General features: G+C 49.6%; 17 protein-coding genes. All 17 read left to right on the top strand.

The annotated features are described in order from the left end of the window. Nucleotides 1-22 precede the first annotated feature (22 nt). The 17 genes from AB432_RS25730 to AB432_RS25645 all read left to right on the top strand — a co-directional run bounded on the left by AB432_RS25730 (nucleotide 23) and on the right by AB432_RS25645 (nucleotide 15,429). Nucleotides 23-448, top strand: coding sequence for a thioesterase family protein (locus tag AB432_RS25730; RefSeq protein WP_048034713.1), 426 nt, complete (start codon nucleotides 23-25; stop codon nucleotides 446-448). Nucleotides 449-617: 169 nt separating this feature from the next. After that, entirely contained in the window at nucleotides 618-1,445 is an 828-nt protein-coding gene (gene paaX / locus AB432_RS25725) for a phenylacetic acid degradation operon negative regulatory protein PaaX (RefSeq protein WP_048034712.1), read from the top strand. Nucleotides 1,446-1,579: 134 nt separating this feature from the next. After that, complete coding sequence (locus tag AB432_RS25720) at nucleotides 1,580-2,458, top strand: branched-chain amino acid ABC transporter permease (RefSeq protein ID WP_048034711.1); 879 nt, start codon at nucleotides 1,580-1,582, stop codon at nucleotides 2,456-2,458. After that, on the top strand, nucleotides 2,455-3,486 hold the full coding sequence (locus AB432_RS25715) for a branched-chain amino acid ABC transporter permease (RefSeq protein WP_235617551.1): 1,032 nt from the start codon (nucleotides 2,455-2,457) through the stop codon (nucleotides 3,484-3,486). The genes AB432_RS25720 and AB432_RS25715 overlap by 4 nt, the downstream gene beginning before the upstream one ends. Beyond that, a complete protein-coding gene (locus AB432_RS25710; RefSeq protein ID WP_048034709.1) occupies nucleotides 3,483-4,244 on the top strand; it encodes an ABC transporter ATP-binding protein in 762 nt (253 codons plus the stop codon). The genes AB432_RS25715 and AB432_RS25710 overlap by 4 nt, the downstream gene beginning before the upstream one ends. Before the next feature lie 22 nt (nucleotides 4,245-4,266). Beyond that, nucleotides 4,267-5,010: an ABC transporter ATP-binding protein gene (locus AB432_RS25705; protein ID WP_048034708.1), complete on the top strand. Its 744-nt coding sequence runs from the start codon at nucleotides 4,267-4,269 to the stop codon at nucleotides 5,008-5,010. A gap of 51 nt (nucleotides 5,011-5,061) precedes the next feature. Then, nucleotides 5,062-6,249: an ABC transporter substrate-binding protein gene (locus tag AB432_RS25700; protein ID WP_048034707.1), complete on the top strand. Its 1,188-nt coding sequence runs from the start codon at nucleotides 5,062-5,064 to the stop codon at nucleotides 6,247-6,249. Between the two features lie 84 nt (nucleotides 6,250-6,333). Next, on the top strand, nucleotides 6,334-7,161 hold the full coding sequence (locus AB432_RS25695) for a methyl-accepting chemotaxis protein (protein WP_048034706.1): 828 nt from the start codon (nucleotides 6,334-6,336) through the stop codon (nucleotides 7,159-7,161). Nucleotides 7,162-7,276: 115 nt separating this feature from the next. Further along, complete coding sequence (gene paaA, locus AB432_RS25690; protein ID WP_048034705.1) at nucleotides 7,277-8,245, top strand: 1,2-phenylacetyl-CoA epoxidase subunit PaaA; 969 nt, start codon at nucleotides 7,277-7,279, stop codon at nucleotides 8,243-8,245. A 10-nt stretch (nucleotides 8,246-8,255) separates the two neighbouring features. Continuing rightward, the gene (gene paaB, locus AB432_RS25685; protein ID WP_015893218.1) at nucleotides 8,256-8,588 is read left to right on the top strand and encodes a 1,2-phenylacetyl-CoA epoxidase subunit PaaB; all 333 of its coding nucleotides are present in this window, start codon (nucleotides 8,256-8,258) and stop codon (nucleotides 8,586-8,588) included. A 17-nt stretch (nucleotides 8,589-8,605) separates the two neighbouring features. Continuing rightward, the gene (gene paaC / locus AB432_RS25680) at nucleotides 8,606-9,439 is read left to right on the top strand and encodes a 1,2-phenylacetyl-CoA epoxidase subunit PaaC (protein WP_048034704.1); all 834 of its coding nucleotides are present in this window, start codon (nucleotides 8,606-8,608) and stop codon (nucleotides 9,437-9,439) included. Between the two features lie 17 nt (nucleotides 9,440-9,456). Continuing rightward, nucleotides 9,457-9,960, top strand: a complete 504-nt coding sequence (gene paaD / locus AB432_RS25675; RefSeq protein WP_048034703.1) for a 1,2-phenylacetyl-CoA epoxidase subunit PaaD — start codon at nucleotides 9,457-9,459, stop codon at nucleotides 9,958-9,960. Nucleotides 9,961-9,984: 24 nt separating this feature from the next. Then, a complete protein-coding gene (locus AB432_RS25670) occupies nucleotides 9,985-11,427 on the top strand; it encodes an NAD-dependent succinate-semialdehyde dehydrogenase (RefSeq protein WP_048034702.1) in 1,443 nt (480 codons plus the stop codon). A gap of 558 nt (nucleotides 11,428-11,985) precedes the next feature. Then, nucleotides 11,986-12,858 (top strand): cytochrome c oxidase assembly protein, encoded by an 873-nt coding sequence (locus tag AB432_RS25660; protein WP_048034701.1) that lies wholly within the window; start codon nucleotides 11,986-11,988, stop codon nucleotides 12,856-12,858. Between the two features lie 43 nt (nucleotides 12,859-12,901). After that, nucleotides 12,902-13,360: a DUF420 domain-containing protein gene (locus AB432_RS25655; protein WP_048034700.1), complete on the top strand. Its 459-nt coding sequence runs from the start codon at nucleotides 12,902-12,904 to the stop codon at nucleotides 13,358-13,360. Between the two features lie 96 nt (nucleotides 13,361-13,456). Further along, nucleotides 13,457-14,392, top strand: coding sequence for a heme o synthase (gene cyoE, locus AB432_RS25650; protein WP_048034699.1), 936 nt, complete (start codon nucleotides 13,457-13,459; stop codon nucleotides 14,390-14,392). Between the two features lie 122 nt (nucleotides 14,393-14,514). Beyond that, a complete protein-coding gene (locus AB432_RS25645; RefSeq protein ID WP_048034698.1) occupies nucleotides 14,515-15,429 on the top strand; it encodes a COX15/CtaA family protein in 915 nt (304 codons plus the stop codon). Nucleotides 15,430-15,815: the final 386 nt, after the last annotated feature.

Raw genomic sequence — 15,815 nt, 5'->3', positions numbered from 1 at the left:
GCATATAGGGAGGCAGGTACTCTTGATAGATAGACTCCAGCCGGGTACGACAGAAGAACTTACTGTGACGGTGACAAAGGACATGCTGCCTGTTTTTGAGGGCCAAGTCGTGCATCCCGTGATGTCGACCGTCAGTATGATTTATTACATGGAATGGGCAGGAAGACGCGTCATTTTACCATTCCTGGAAGCCGATGAGGAGGGCTCGGGATTTGCTGTAGACATCAAGCATGTCGGCCCAGCCGTGATTGGTCAGGAGGTTACGTTCCGGGCTACCTGTGTGCAGGTTACCGAAAAACGCGTAGTGTGCGAGGTTACGGCGGACACTACGCGTAATCGTGTAGGACTCGGGACGTTCGTCCAGGCTATCTTCAAAAAGGACGAGATCAAGCGGCGTTTTGAGGTCTTGCAAGCGGAGATCGAGCAGGAAGTAAATGGGAATAAATAAATATGACAGAATAAATTGACTCTTTTAAAATGTTTTACTATAATTACGTTTAAATTACGTTATACGATTTTATCGTCATATACTCTCGGTCGATTCACGCACTTCCTACAGAATATGGTACAATTTCACACAGCTAATAGGTATGAATCGATTTGGGGGTAGAAGAAACGTGAAGCCACAATCCATGCTTTTTACAATTTACGGTGAATACGTCCGCCATTATGGAAGCGAAATCTGGATTGGTAGTCTGACCAAGCTGATGGGGGAATTCGGACTGTCGGAGCCGGCTGTTCGTGCAGCCATCTCCCGGATGCTTCGCCAAGGCTGGCTGGAATCGCGAAAAGTAGGGAACCGCAGCTTCTACTCGGTATCCGAGCGCGGCAAAAAGCGGCTGGAAGAGGCAGCGGCACGTATTTATAAGGTCGAGACAGATGTGTGGGACGGCAAGTGGTGCATTGCCAGCTACAACATCCCAGAGGAGCGTCGTGCGCTGCGTGATCAACTGCGGAAGGAACTGGGCTGGATGGGCTTCGGGATGCTGACGACCAGCACATGGATCAGCCCGAATAACCTCAGTGATCGCGTGAAGGACCTGACGGAAGCGCACGAGATTACAGAGTATGTGGAGATTTTTACATCAGAGCATATGGGCTGGAGCAATCCGAAGCAGCTCGTACAGAAGTGCTGGGATATCGATGAAATCAATGAAAAATACAAGGCCTTCATCGATGCCTACCGAGAGGAATACGAGCAGCTTGCTGCCAAACTTAGCAATGGGGAAGAGGTTCCAGACAGCCATTGCTTCGTGGAAAAGACAAAGCTCGTCCACCAATACCGCAAGTTCTTGTTCATCGATCCTGATTTGCCGCAGGAATTGTTGCCAGAGCTGTGGTTGGGCAAAGAGGCGGATCAGTTGTTCCAAAATTACTACCAGTTATTGAATCCAGGGGCAGTACGATTCTTCGAGACCGTGTATGAAGCTGCGCCATCTGCATAGGCGAAAGCTGCGAAGGAAAGGCCCTAGCACGTCTAGGGTCTTTTTCAATCAATTGGTTTTCCATTATTTAAAATGTAAGCGTTTTACTTGGGTGTAGTTTGGTGGACGCGAAACAAAGGGGGTACAGCACGAATATGACGGAATTGCTGCAGTACGTTGCAAACGGCCTCGTCAGTGGCGGGATTTACGCGATCGTAGCGGTTGGTTTCATCACGATTTACAACGTAAGCAAGGTGATTAATCTGGCGCAGGGTGAATTTTTGATGCTGGGCGGAATGGTCACAGTTGCTTTGATTGGCATGAATCTTCCATATGGTTTGGCGGCATTGCTCGCGATCCTCATGGTCACCTTGATCGGTGTTTTGATGCAGAAATATGTAATCGCTTACGTCAAAAAGGCTAATCCAATTAGTTTGATTATTTTGACGATAGGGATTTCCACACTCATTCGTGGCATTGCCAGCTTTATTTGGGGAAAAGATGCGTTTGCACTCGAACCGATTACGAGCAATGAGCCGATCTCGATCGGCGGCGTGATGATCGCCCAACAAAGTATCTGGATTTTGGCTGCTGTTCTTATCATTCTTTTTTTACTTTGGTACTTGATGGACAAGACGATTCTCGGCAAAAAAATTAACGCCTGTTCGGTCAACCCGATGGCAGCTCGCCTGATGGGGATTAGCCCGACAAAGATGAGTATGCTGGCCTTCGCGATCAGTGGAGCGACAGGAGCGATTGCAGGAATCGTGATCGCGCCGCTTTCCGTAACGTCCTACGATGTTGGCGTGCTGCTCGGAATTAAAGGCTTTTCCGCAGCCATTCTTGGCGGACTCGGAAATCCATTGGGTGCAGCCGTAGCCGCCTTTTTACTCGGGATCGTCGAGTCGCTGGGAGCTGGCTACATCAGCTCCGGTATGAAGGACGCGATCGCCTTTCTGGTGTTGATCGGCATGCTGTTGATTAAGCCATCCGGCATCTTTGGAGAACGCAGCGTTGGAAAAGGAGGGCTATGATGAAGCAGATCATCGATAAGTGGGGCAAAAGTATAGGAATCTACCTGTTTTTGATGATTCTTTTCCCATTCGTGATGCCAGATGAATACTATCGTTCTGTCGGAATTATTATCGGTCTTCAAGCAATCGTAACCATCGGGCTATGTCTCGTAATGGGGCTGGCGGGACAAATTTCGCTGGGACAAGCAGCGTTTTGGGGGATAGGTGCCTATACGTCGGCAGTATTGACGACGAAGTACGGTCTGCCGCCATTTATCGGCCTCATAGCTGCTGCGATTGTTCCAGGGTTATTCGCCTTTATCCTCGGGCGGGCGATAGCGGGGCTGCAAGGCTATTACCTTGCGATGGCGACACTCGCATTTGGCTATATCGTGCAGATCGGGATTACGGAATGGGAGTCGGTCACCGGGGGAGCAAACGGGATGATCAGCATTCCACAAATGACCTTCTTCGGTGGAAGCGAGCTATCTATGTACTTTCTGATTTGGGGAGTCGTCACCTGTGTGCTGCTCTTCTCTCTTAATCTCTTGAACTCACGCGTCGGCAGAGCGTTTCGGGCGATTCACAAAAGTGAGATTGCCGCGACCTCGATGGGAATTGATGTCCGCAAGTTCAAGCTGAATGCCTTTGTGGTAAGTGGCATGTTCGCTGGTATTTCCGGCGGCTTGTACGCCCACTACATGGGAATTCTCGATCCGCAGCCGTTCGGACTGCACGAATCGATCAAGTTTCTCACGATGGTCGTCATCGGCGGGATGACAAGCATCTGGGGCGCTTTGATCGGGACGATCCTGATTGGCTTTATTAGTGAAGCGCTGGTCCTCTTGAGTGAAGTGGTGCCGGGCTTGCAGGGGGATGTGGACACGATTGTATTCGGTGCGATTCTCGTGCTGATCGTTATGTTCATGCCAGAAGGATTGGTTCCGCGCATCCGGGCTGCTTTCGAAAAAGGGCAGGCGAAAAAGGCGAAGGCCATGGCTGAAGAAGCACAGCGAAAGCAGCAGGTGGAAAGGAAGGCTGCAACATGACAACACTTTTGGATGTGCAAAAGCTCTCTCGTGATTTTGGCGGCGTACGGGCAGTGAATCAAGTAGATTTTCAGGTGCGGGAAGGAGAGATTCTCGCGCTGATCGGCCCGAATGGCGCTGGGAAAAGCACCGTACTCAACATGGTGTCGGGTGTGATCCCGCCTTCGGAAGGAGAGATTCGCTTCAGCAGCCAGCCATTGACACGTGTGCAAGGCTATGAATATGCCGGATTGGGCATCACGCGAACCTTTCAAAACCTCCAGACCTTTGACGATATGACCGTTTTGGAAAACGTCATGGTTGGCATGCATACCAAGACAAGCGCGAGTATCTTTTCCTGTGGCATGAATCTGGCAAAGTCCCGTAAGGAAGAGAAGTTGATGCAGGAGCAGGCACAGACGTGGATAGAGAATGTAGGACTGGCAAAGGAAGTGTCCTCGCTGGCTGGGAGCTTGCCGTACGGGAAGCTGCGGCTGATGGAGATTGCCCGCGCAATAGTAGCCAAGCCGCGGCTGCTCTTGTTGGATGAGCCTGCTGCGGGTCTGAATCATACCGAGACGGCGGAGATGAGCCGCATGTTTTGCGAGATTCGCGACAATGGAACGGCTATTTTGCTAGTGGAGCATGACATGGACATGATCATGACGATTGCGGACCGCATCGTAGTATTGGATCAAGGATCAAAAATCGCAGAAGGAACCCCGCGTGAGATTCAGGAGAACCCGCGAGTGATTGCGGCGTATCTGGGTGCAGAATGAAGCGCGAAAGAGGTGGAACATGATGGGGAAGGCAGTCCTTACAGTAGACAACATCACGGCTCGCTACGGTCCGGTAGAAGTGCTGCACGGCATTACTCTGCAAGTGAACGAAGGCGAGATCGTCTCCCTGTTAGGCGCAAATGGGGCAGGCAAAACGACGCTTTTGAACTGTATCTGCGGTCTGCACGGCGAAAAGGATGGGAAGATTTGGTTTCGTGACGCGGACATTACGCGTGTCCCTGCTGAGTTGGTGGTACCCCGGGGGATGGCGCATGTGCCGGAGCGCAGACAAATTTTTTCGACGCTGACCGTGGAGGACAATTTGTGGCTGGGTGCTTCGCATCGGATACCCAAGACGAGCAAAAAGGAAATTGCCAAAGAAATGGAGACGGTGTATGAACGTTTTCCGATTTTGGCAGAGCGGAAATGGCAGCTCGGGGGAACGCTTTCCGGGGGGCAACAGCAAATGCTCGCTATTGGCAGAGCGCTCTTGTCTCGACCGCAGCTTCTCTTGTTGGACGAGCCTTCGCTAGGATTGGCTCCACTGATTGCCAAAGAAATCCTGACGATTGTGCAGGAGATTCGCTCGGAGTGGGGGACCACGGTGCTGTTGGTCGAGCAAAATGCTCGCGCAGCGCTCGCTATTTCCGACCGGGCTTACGTACTCAGTACGGGAGCTGTCATGCTGGAAGGGAAGGCAGACGAGATTAGGAATGACCCACGAGTACAATCTGCTTATTTGGGAAGCTCCCACGAAGCAGTGTAGCCAACATAGCAGTTTGATCAAGATCAACCACATACATGAGGGGGTACACCCATGAAAAAACGAACATTCAAAAATTGGCTATTTCCAGCAGCAGTCGCTTCGCTCGTATTCTTGAGCGCCTGTGGAGGCGGCACTACACCAGCAGCAGAGTCAGGCACTGGTGGCGCCAGCAAGGACCCGATCAAGGTCGGCGCTATTTTCTCACTGACTGGTCCGAACAGTCCGCTCGGCGTACCGGAGAAGCAAGCGGTAGAGCTGTTGGTAAAAGAAATAAACGGAGCAGGTGGAGTGGATGGCCGACCGTTGGAAGTCATTTTTGAAGACGACAAGTCTGACAATACAGAAGCGGTAAAAGCAATCAAAAAGCTCGCTTCGAAAGAAAAGGTCGTAGCTGTACTCGGCTCCTCAGGCAGTGGTCCGTCTCTCGGGATGGCTGAATATGCCGCAGCAGAAAAGCTCCCGCTGATCTCGATGGCAGCGGCAGACCAAATCACCAATCCAGTTCGTGCAGGCATCTACAAAACACCGCACACGGATGTACACGGAACGAAGCGCATCTTCAAATATTTGAAGGAAAAAGGCATTACAAAAATTGCTACGCTCAATGACAGCAATCCATACGGAAGTGGCTGGACGACGCAATTGCAAAAATATGCGCCTGAATACGGCATCACGATTGTAGCGGAAGAAAAATACGGCACAAAAGATCCGTCCATGAGCTCCCAATTGACCAAGATCAAAGGGACTGATGCGCAGGCGTTGATTGTGGCAGGTACGAACCCAGGACCCGCTACGATTGTGAAGGAAGCCAAGCAATTGAACCTCACTATTCCGATCATTAGCAGCCATGGCTCTGCGAACAGCAAATTCCTCGAACTGATTGGAGACGCTGGCGAGGGTGTCTTGATGGTAGCTGGAAAACTGCTCATCCCTGAACAAGTAGCGGCGGATGATCCGCAATCTGCCATCATCAAAAAATTCGTGGATGGCTATCAAGCTGCCTACAATGCACAGCCAGACGGCTTCGCGGGATACGGGTACGACGGTTTGAATTTGCTCGTGGAAGGCTTGAAGCAAGCAGGCGGCGACACATCCAAGTTGGGCGAAGTATTGGAAAAGGTGAAATACGTAGGGGTAACCGGAGAATTCAAGTTCACGGCTGATGATCATAACGGTCTGACAGAAGACAGTATGATCATGGTTGAAGTGAAGGATGGAAAGTTCCAGCTCGTTAAATAAGTAAAAGAAGTGAGTTCCCTCCGCGTACTGAAGAAGAATGCGGGGGGAATCGTTGTTTTCATCACAAGGGTAGGAGGATCATGCATGTCTCAATTGCTGAATAGCGTCTTAATGGTCGCACCGATTTTACAAAAGGCATTTTTGTCTGAATGTATGGTAGGAGTCACCGATAAAGAGAAGTTTCTCGCCTACTATCCGGCACAAGGTTTGAACCTGGGGATTCGAGTAGGAGACGAATTGCGCCCGGGGAGTATTAATGCGACGGCGGTAAAAGAGGGCAAGCGGGTAGTGAAGAAGATTTCCAAAGAGCTCTACGGCATTCCTTATATCGCAGTCGGTTATCCGCTTGTCGAAAACGGACAAGTAGTCGGTTGCTTGGCGACAGGCGTGACGACCGATCAAGAGGATCGCTTGCACGGCTTGGCTCAAAATTTGACGGACGCGCTGGAAAATATCGCACAGCACACAGAAAGTCTGGCAAAGGACGCGGACCATTTGGCACAGGCTAGCCACACGCTGAGTGATGCAGCCGGTCAATTAGAGCTGAAAATTACAGAGACGACCCAGATCAACGAATTGATTCGCAATATCTCAACACGCTCGAATGTCCTAGGATTGAATGCCGTCCTTGAAGCGGCACGTGCAGGTGCTGCTGGTCGCGGCTTTTCCGTGGTCGCAGAGGAAATCCGTCAGCTTTCCCAGACGACGGCTACTTCAGCGAAGGGCATTTTCCAACTGTTGGATGAAATGAATGCACTCGTCGGAACGGTTACTGGTGAAATGGAGAAGACGATGAATCACAGCGTACAGCAGTCGACGCGAATACAGGAGCTGGATGCAGTCATGCAAGAGCTGCGGCATATGGCTGAGGAATTGAAAAAGGCAGCAGATATAACTGGGCACGGAGAATAGGAGAGTCTCCATGTAAGCGTATTGCAAAAACGTATGACGATATGTTATTATTGCGTTATAAAAACGTATTATAATTTTATCATAATGCATATCTGATAAAAGGAGGGCGTTCTCCATGCAAATGAGGCTCGAACATGCTGATTTGACTGAAAACGAAAAGTTGGAAGCGTTTTTAGCGAGAATCGATCGCGGGGAAAAAATAGAGGCAGACGATTGGATGCCAGACGACTATCGCAACCAGTTGATCAAGCTGATTTCGATGCATGGCATCAGTGAGATCATGGGTGCACTGCCGGAAAAAGAATGGGTACCAAAGGCGCCGACACTACGCAGAAAGCTGGCGATTATGGCCAAGGTCCAGGACGAGATGGGGCATGGTCAATTGCTGCTTCGCGTCGCAGAAGATTTGCTTGAGCCATTAGGCAAGACGCGCGAGGATATCATGAATGATTTGTTTTCAAAGAGACTGAAATTTCACAATGTATTCCACATGGAAGCACCTACCTGGGCTGATGCTGGTGTGATCGGCTGGCTGGTTGACGGAGCGGCTATTATTACGCAATCGATGTCGCTTGATACATCGTATGCACCTTATGCCCGCGCTCTGCATCGGATCTGTGCGGAAGAAAAGTTCCACGCCCAGCACGGGGAGAGTATCGTCTTAGAGTTGGCAGAAGGCACCGATGAACAGCGCCAAATGCTGCAAGATGCCATCCATCGTTGGTGGCCTGCCCTCTTGATGTTTTTCGGACCGCCGGAAAACGGCAACATTACGAGCAATCAGGAAGCCAACATGCGCTACAAGATTCGTACACAGACCAATGAAGAATTGCGCCAAGTATTCCTGAAAAAGTACTTGCCGCGTATTTTCCACCTCGGCTGCACAGTTCCAGACGATACGATTTACTTCGACGAGGCAGAAGACAAATGGGTCTACCAACAGCCTGATTGGGAAGAGTTCAAGCAAATCGTCAAGGGGAACGGACCACGCTCCGCTCACCGTCTGAATCTTCGGGTAATGTCTTATGAGGAAACCAAATGGGTGCGCGATGCGATTATGTCGTACGGCCGACAAGTAGGGTAGGTGAATGTGGATGAGCAACGAAAACTTTTTCATATACGAAGTATTCAGCCAAAAAAGCGTAAATGCTCCGTTCGTCCAACAGTTCAGTTTGTTGGCACCCAATAAAGAAGTCGCATTGAGCATGGCGAGGGAGAATTTCTTGCGCCGTGAGCCTTGTTTTAATTTGTGGGTAGTCAAGCGCGACGATATTTTTGGACTTCCGCCAGAGGAGCGTCCTTTCCTGGAAAGACTCGACAACAAGAGCTATCGGGAGACCAAAGGATACGGCGACTTGCAGTCAAGATGGCGCCACCATCGCGAGCAGTACGAAGAAAAACAGAAGCATGCAGGCAACGGCAGTTAAGCAGGAGGGATACAATCATGGGCGACCGTTTACATGTAGAAACAGTAGAAGCAGCAAACCAAAACCCGTCATTTGCAAAAGCCTTGACCGACCTGTTGTTCCAGCTTGCTGATGACGATTTTATATTGGCTTATCGTGGATCGGAATGGCTGGGGCTTGCTCCGCATATTGAAGAAGATGTGGCGTTTTCATCGATGTCTCAGGACATGATGGGCCATGCCGTGATGTTCTATGAAATGCTTGAGCAACTAGGAGTAGGCAAAGCAGACGATCTCGCACAGCTCCGCGAGGCGAAGGTGTTTTCCAATGCGATCTTGGTAGAGCGTAAAAACGGCGACGGCGATTACAACGATCATCCTCATTACGATTGGGCTTATGCGATTGTTCGCAGCTATGTGTACGGCTTATACAAGCAGGTTCGCTTGGAGGCTCTTACGCAGTCGTCATACGCACCACTTGCGCTGGTCAGCCGCAAAATGATGACAGAGCATCGCTATCATCTGATGCACTGGCAAGTTTGGTTGAAGCAATTGGCGAACAGTACGGCTGATGCGCGTCAGAGACTGGAGGCAGCCATTGCAGAAGTTTGGAAGGATGCCGGGGAGCTGCCTCATCTTGGACCAAACCAGAGCGATATCGTTCAATTTGGCTTGATTGCAGAAGAAGAGCAACTGAAACAAAAATGGCTGACTTTGACCAAAGACATTTTCGAAGAAGCAGGACTCGACTGGCCGGGTGAGCCAGGAGTGCCACAAGAGCGCGGCCGTCACGGTGAACATACTGCTGATCTGGTGCAAGCTTTGGCTACCTTGTCTGAAGTGTATCGTATTGATCCGGCTGCAGGCTGGTAAAAAGGAGTGATTCTCTCATGGCGCAAGAAGAACTGCAACTGCATGAAGGGCTTGAAGCGACATGCTGGGAACTGCTGCAGCAAGTAACGGATCCCGAAATTCCGGTGATCAGCATGGTGGAGATGGGGATGATTCACAAAGTGCGCATCGAGGCAGACATCGTACACGTCGAGGTGCTCCCTACCTTTGTCGGCTGTCCGGCACTCGAGATCATGAAGAAGAACATCACAGAAAAGCTGGTGGAGGCAGAAGGAATTAATCAGGTCCAGGTAGCGTTCGTCTATGATCCAGCCTGGACATCTGATCGTATCGCCTTGGATGCTCGCGATAAGCTGAAAAGCTTTGGCATCGCGCCGCCACCGCTTGACTTCAAACCGGGGGATACATGGGAGGTAGCCTGTCCCTATTGTGATTCTCCGTATACACAAATTGAGAATCTGTTTGGCCCTGCTGCTTGTCGAAGTATCTTGTATTGCCGGCATTGCAAGAATCCGTTTGAGGCCCTAAAACCAATCTATTGAGAGAGATTGAGAGGAGCGAATGTCATGGGAGAGTACAAGCAAATGTTTATTAATGGAGAATGGGTAACTGCCGAGAGCGGTGAGTCCATTCAGATTACGAATCCTGCTACAGGGGAAACAGTTGGAACAGTAACCTTCGGCGATGGTCGCGATGCCAACAAGGCCATCGACGCTGCTCATCAGGCATTCGCAAGCTGGTCTCGATTGACCGCTCGCGAGCGCGCCAAATATTTGTACAACTTGTCTGAGCTGGTGAAAAACAATCGGGACGAACTGGCGGGCATCATTTCTGCTGAGATGGGTAAGCCTTTGGGCGAGGCAAAAGGCGAAGTGCTGGGTGCCGCTGATAACTTTGTCTGGTACGCAGAAGAAGCCAAGAGAGTCAACGGAGAAACGATCCCATCCTCGGTTGCGAACAAGCGCATCATGGTGCTGCGTCAGCCTGTAGGGGTGGTAGGGGCGATTACCCCGTGGAACTTCCCGGTGAACATGGTTGCACGTAAGATCGCTCCGGCGTTGGCTGCCGGTTGCACGGTGGTTTTAAAGCCAGCAGAAAGCACGCCGCTGTCTGCAATTCGCATGTTTGAGCTGATTGAGCAGGCTGGCTTTCCAAAAGGCGTCGTAAACCTCGTCATTGGAAATCCTGAATCGATTGGGAAGGAGTTCATCGACAATCCGAAGCTCTCCAAAATTGGATTTACAGGCTCCACTCGTGTCGGCAAGCTGCTGATGGAGGGCGCGGCAAAGCAAGTGAAGCGCGTCAGCATGGAGCTTGGTGGTCACGCGCCGTTCATCGTATTCCCGGATGCTGATCTGGATGCAGCCGTAAAAGGTCTGTTTGAGAGCAAGTTCCGTAACTCCGGTCAAATGTGCATTTGCACGAACCGTCTGTACGTCCACGAGGATGTCGCAGACGCTTTCACAGAAAAGCTGGTAGAGCGTCTGAAGCGTGCGAAGGTAGGGGATGGTCGCCAGAAAGAGACAGAGATCGGTCCACTGGTGAACGAGCGTGCCCTGAACAAGGTGCTCGAGCATATCGAGGACGCCAAGGATAAAGGCGGGCAAGTAGTATACGGCGGAAATCGTCTGGTTGAAGGTGATTATGCGAAGGGCTTCTATTGCGAACCGACCTTGCTCGCTGGTGTTACATCGGATATGAAAATCTCTTTTGAGGAAACGTTCGGTCCTGTCGTTCCACTCGTGCGTTTTACAGAGGAAGCGGATGTCGTACAGATGGCAAACGACACGCGGTATGGCTTGGCTGCTTATGTGTACACTCGAGATAATCAGCGTTGCTTCCGCATGGCTGAGCTCCTCGAATACGGAATCGTTGGGATCAATGACGGATCGCCTACCCAGACACAAGCGCCGTTTGGCGGTTTCAAGGAAAGCGGAATCGGCCGTGAGGGTGGCCGCTACGGAATGGATGAGTATTTGGAGACGAAGTTCGTTTCCTTTGGACTTTAATATTAGAAAGGAAAAAGAGTTCAGACAAGATCTGGACTCTTTTTTTTCATATAGGAAAGGTTTTAAAAGGTAGCGATGAACCAATAAAGCTGGTGAGAAGAAAAAGCACAGGGCTCGTAGACCTTGACAACGCCTACCCAGTCGGAACTTCCAAAAGGGGATCACGCTTGTCGAACACTTCTTCCTTGAGAAACTTCCGCCCGTAGGGTGGCTTTGGCTCGACGGTCCCCTTTTGGAAGTGGAGACGGACAGTGAATCCCCCGTGCGGGCGTGTCAGAGTCGAAGAGAACTATGCTTTTTCTTCTCCTCCACTATGTTGACTCAAACAAAAAGGGTCTTTTCTTTTTATATGTCTATTTTGTGAATGGTATTGTTCAACACTTTGTTCATTTTTGTCTACAAAGAAAAAGGGAATCAACGGTATAATGGAGATTGGATCAAGGGCAACATTTAATAGATAAAAATTGGTATTTCATATTGACACAAAACGTACATATGACGACGCCCAGCGAGTGAGGTATCGTCCAAGATTTTACATTTGGAAGGGAGGATATAAACATGGGGAATGAACATCAAATGCACGAGATGTCACCGGCTGCCGGATCAGCAACCTTCTCGGATTTATGGAGTCCGGATGTGATGCTTTTGTCGTTGCTCGTGACGACTGTCTACTTTCTCGTAACAGGTCCTATGCATAAACGTTTTGAAAACGCTACACCGGCGACTGGCAAGCAAAGATTGCTTTTTGTGTTGGCAATCGTGTTGTTTTACGCCGCACAAGGAAGCCCTATCAGTTATTACGGCCATCATTACATGTTTAGTTTGCACATGCTCCAACAATCGATCTTGTACTTTGCCCTGCCGCCGCTTATGCTTCTGGCAATGCCTGAATGGCTTTTGGCCAAGATTTTCCGTCCGAAAGCGCTAAAGTTCATCCTGAACTCTTTGACACATCCGTTAGTGGCAGCGCTGTTGTTCAACTCACTGTTTTCGTTTTACCATGTTCCGTTTATCTTTGATGCCGTCGCGATCAACCATGAGTGGATGACGTTTTATCATGTCATTCTCGTGATTGCTGCATTTGCGATGTGGTGGCCAATTGTGAGTCCGTTGTCTGATAACAAGCGACAACTGGCCGGATTGAAAAAACTATCGTACGTTTTTGCAAACGGTGTCTTGATTACACCAGCCTGTGCGCTGATTATTTTTGCCTCGGAACCGCTGTACGCTACGTATATAGCTGCTCCACAGCTATTCCAGAGCCTCGACGCTTTTAACGATCAGCGTCTTGGCGGAATCATTATGAAGCTGGTTCAGGAGCTTGTTTACGGCTGCGTACTGGCCTATGTCTTCTACCATTGGTACAAGGCAGAGAAGCAGGACGACATGCCGATGGATCAATCTTTCGGTGCTGAAAAGCCGACTTTTTAAATACGCGCGAACAGCAGAAACGCTTGTTGAATGAGGTGGAAAAATGGGGCTCATATTGCCTACGGTAAGTACGGCTTTTATTGTCATTAGCGGAATTCTCGTTGCGATTGGCTGGTACGCCATTGCGAAAAAGCAAGTAGAAAAGCATATGAAGATTATGAAGTGGGCTGCGATCTGTGCCACGATCTTCTTTATCACGTATGTTTCCAGAACGGCGTTTATCGGAAACACGCATTTTGGCGGGCCAGACAGCATCAAACCAATCTATCAGACATTCTTGTTCTTCCACATCATCCTGGCAACAGTCGGTGGTGTGATGGGGCTGATTACACTCAGATACGCTTACACGAAAAACTATGCTTCTCATCGTAAGATCGGTCCTTGGACTTCCATTGTGTGGTTTGTCACCTCGATTACGGGAGCTGCGGTTTATCTGCTGCTGTACTGGATTTATCCAGGTGGCGAAACATCTGGCGTGCTGGATGTAATTTTTGGTAAGTAATCGTTTTCGTAGTTTTTGGGGCATTGGATACAATGTAGTTAGTTTATCCAGTCATGATTCGGATGTTCAGATAGAAGGAAACAGGAGGTACAAAACGTGGACCAGCAAATGACCGTGCAGGAATCGCTTGATGCCGATGCTTCTTTGCAGACACAGCCGGTAGGGCCAGCTACCTTTCGGGATTACGTACAACTGACGAAGCCTGGCATTACCCTGTCAAACTTGATGACCACTTTTGCTGCTTTATGGTTAGCGTCCTACGGTTATCCGAACTGGAAACTGGCTCTATTCACCATGCTAGGAACCGCTTTGGTCATTATGTCGGGTGCGGCTTTAAACAATTTCTACGACCGTGATCTGGACAAAAAAATGAAGCGGACGCAAAATCGTGCGGTAGCGACCGGAAGAATTTCTGCACGTAACGCGATCCTCTTAGGGATTGGCCTGCTGTTGGCAGGAGTTACTGTGTTGGCTGTCTATGCGAATCCCTTGGCGGCGGTTTGGGGATTGATCGGTCACATTTTTTATGTGCTGATTTACACGCCGCTGAAACGAGTGACCACTCTCAATACGGTGATAGGCGGTATTTCAGGTGCAGCTCCTCCGGTAATTGGGTGGGTAGCGGTAACAGGCACCATGGACATGACTGCTTGGCTGTTGTTCCTGGTTTTGTTCTTGTGGCAGCCTCCCCATTTTTTGGCGTTGGCCATGCTGAAAACAGAAGAATACCGTGCAGGAAATCTGCCGATGCTACCGGTAGTAAAAGGCTTTGCCGAGACCAAGCGACAAATGATGCTGTGGGGTTCGGTGTTGTTCCCGGCTTCTTTGCTGCTGTTTGTCCATGCTAGCCTAGGCTATGTGTATTTGCTCATCATGGGCGTGATGGGGATTGTGTACATGGTTCTGCTTTTCCAAGGGTTCAAAACCAAGGATGATCTCACGTGGGCACGCAAACTGTTCGGTTTTTCCATCCTTTATTTAACCGTGTTTTGTGCAGCGATCGTCATTAGTACCATGGTCAACTATTATTGACACGAAACACTCACTAAATGTTCACGGAACATCCCTTGCTTAGCAGGGGATGTTTCATTATCGTAAAAGAGGACATAGAACGAGGTGTTGTTTGATCCTCACAAGAAACAGGGTGAATTACTATGGAAAAATGGCTGAAGCCGTTAGCTTTTCTTGCTACCTTGATCATGTTTATCGTAATGGTAGCCGGTTCGCTTGTTACCAAGACAGATTCAGCACTCGGCTGTGGAAATGACTGGCCGCTGTGCAACGGTAAATGGGTTCCAGAATACACATTGGCATCCATTATTGAATATTCTCATCGCCTGATTACAGGTGTTGCCGGTATTGTTGTCGTGATTTTCTCTGTACTTTGCTGGCGCTATTACAAAGGCAACCAAGAAGTTCGCAATCTCGCTATTTTTGGTTTGTTTTTCATCGTAGTGGAATCCATTCTCGGTGCTTCTGCCGTTATTTGGCCACAGTCCTCATCTGTTTTGGCTCTGCACTTCGGATTCTCCTTGCTTGCTTATTCGGGCGTATTCTTGTTGAGTGTATTCGTTTATCAGCGGGAAAAAACGCAAAGCTTGGTGAAAACGACCGTCTCAAAAGGCTTCCGCAACTGGATGTGGTTCGTCGCTACTTATACGTACGCTGTTGTTTATCTCGGAGCGTATGTCAGACATACGGGTTCAAGTATGGCATGCAGTGACTGGCCACTGTGTCAGGGACAGGTCATCCCAGATTTGTACGGACAGACCGGTATTCATTTTGCCCACAGAATCGCTGCGTTGGTGTTGGGATTCTTGTTGCTGGGGACAATGATTTACTGCATACGTCATTTCAAGGAAAAACGGCGTGATTTGTACGGTGCAAGTATCCTGAGCTTTATTCTTTGCATCGCGCAGGTGTTCAGCGGCGGCTTCGTGATTATCTACAAGCTTCACCTGTACGCTACGCTGACTCACTCGATGATTATCACGATTTTGTTCGGGATCATCTGCTACATGTGCTTGCAGACGTTGAAGTCACCGACAAATGAAAAGCTGAGAAGATAAGAGGAAAAGCTGCGCTCCTGATTCGTGGGAGGGCAGCTTTGTTTATATAAGGTGGCCGTAGTAAGGGAAGAAGCGCATTTCCAGTCTACGCTTCGGCCTACGCCCCGCAAGGGGTGATTCACTGGCCGCTATGAAATAAATGGCGGGAGCGCTTCAAATGTTGAAGTTTCGAGGAAGGATCTCATAGGTGAAGCTGAAATTCCCCGCCATTTATTTCATAGCTGGGTAGGGCTCCAGAGGCGCTTGGACTGGAAATGCACTTCTTCCCACGAGCTTTTGATAAAACAATCTGCGGGTGGATTCAAAGATGCTTCATGTCCCACTTTCATACATGGTGTAAAAGCATCGGATCAGATACACATCTGTTGGGAAGTCCTGTCACAGGG

It is taken from the genome of Brevibacillus brevis (assembly GCF_001039275.2).
Lineage (GTDB): Bacteria > Bacillota > Bacilli > Brevibacillales > Brevibacillaceae > Brevibacillus > Brevibacillus brevis_C.
The sequence above is the reverse complement of the archived record's forward strand: the minus strand, read 5'-3'. Positions and strand labels throughout refer to the sequence as shown.

Bases quoted from the DNA above. Each gene is read 5' to 3' on its own strand.
- AB432_RS25670 (WP_048034702.1), top strand. From the start codon at position 9,985: ATGGGAGAGTACAAGCAAATGTTTATTAATGGAGAATGGGTAACTGCC.
- AB432_RS25695 (WP_048034706.1), top strand. From the start codon at position 6,334: ATGTCTCAATTGCTGAATAGCGTCTTAATGGTCGCACCGATTTTACAA.
- AB432_RS25655 (WP_048034700.1), top strand. From the start codon at position 12,902: ATGGGGCTCATATTGCCTACGGTAAGTACGGCTTTTATTGTCATTAGC.
- AB432_RS25720 (WP_048034711.1), top strand. From the start codon at position 1,580: ATGACGGAATTGCTGCAGTACGTTGCAAACGGCCTCGTCAGTGGCGGG.
- AB432_RS25700 (WP_048034707.1), top strand. From the start codon at position 5,062: ATGAAAAAACGAACATTCAAAAATTGGCTATTTCCAGCAGCAGTCGCT.
- paaC (WP_048034704.1), top strand. From the start codon at position 8,606: ATGGGCGACCGTTTACATGTAGAAACAGTAGAAGCAGCAAACCAAAAC.
- AB432_RS25715 (WP_235617551.1), top strand. From the start codon at position 2,455: ATGATGAAGCAGATCATCGATAAGTGGGGCAAAAGTATAGGAATCTAC.
- AB432_RS25710 (WP_048034709.1), top strand. From the start codon at position 3,483: ATGACAACACTTTTGGATGTGCAAAAGCTCTCTCGTGATTTTGGCGGC.
- paaB (WP_015893218.1), top strand. From the start codon at position 8,256: ATGAGCAACGAAAACTTTTTCATATACGAAGTATTCAGCCAAAAAAGC.
- AB432_RS25645 (WP_048034698.1), top strand. From the start codon at position 14,515: ATGGAAAAATGGCTGAAGCCGTTAGCTTTTCTTGCTACCTTGATCATG.
- AB432_RS25660 (WP_048034701.1), top strand. From the start codon at position 11,986: ATGGGGAATGAACATCAAATGCACGAGATGTCACCGGCTGCCGGATCA.
- paaD (WP_048034703.1), top strand. From the start codon at position 9,457: ATGGCGCAAGAAGAACTGCAACTGCATGAAGGGCTTGAAGCGACATGC.
- AB432_RS25705 (WP_048034708.1), top strand. From the start codon at position 4,267: ATGGGGAAGGCAGTCCTTACAGTAGACAACATCACGGCTCGCTACGGT.
- paaA (WP_048034705.1), top strand. From the start codon at position 7,277: ATGCAAATGAGGCTCGAACATGCTGATTTGACTGAAAACGAAAAGTTG.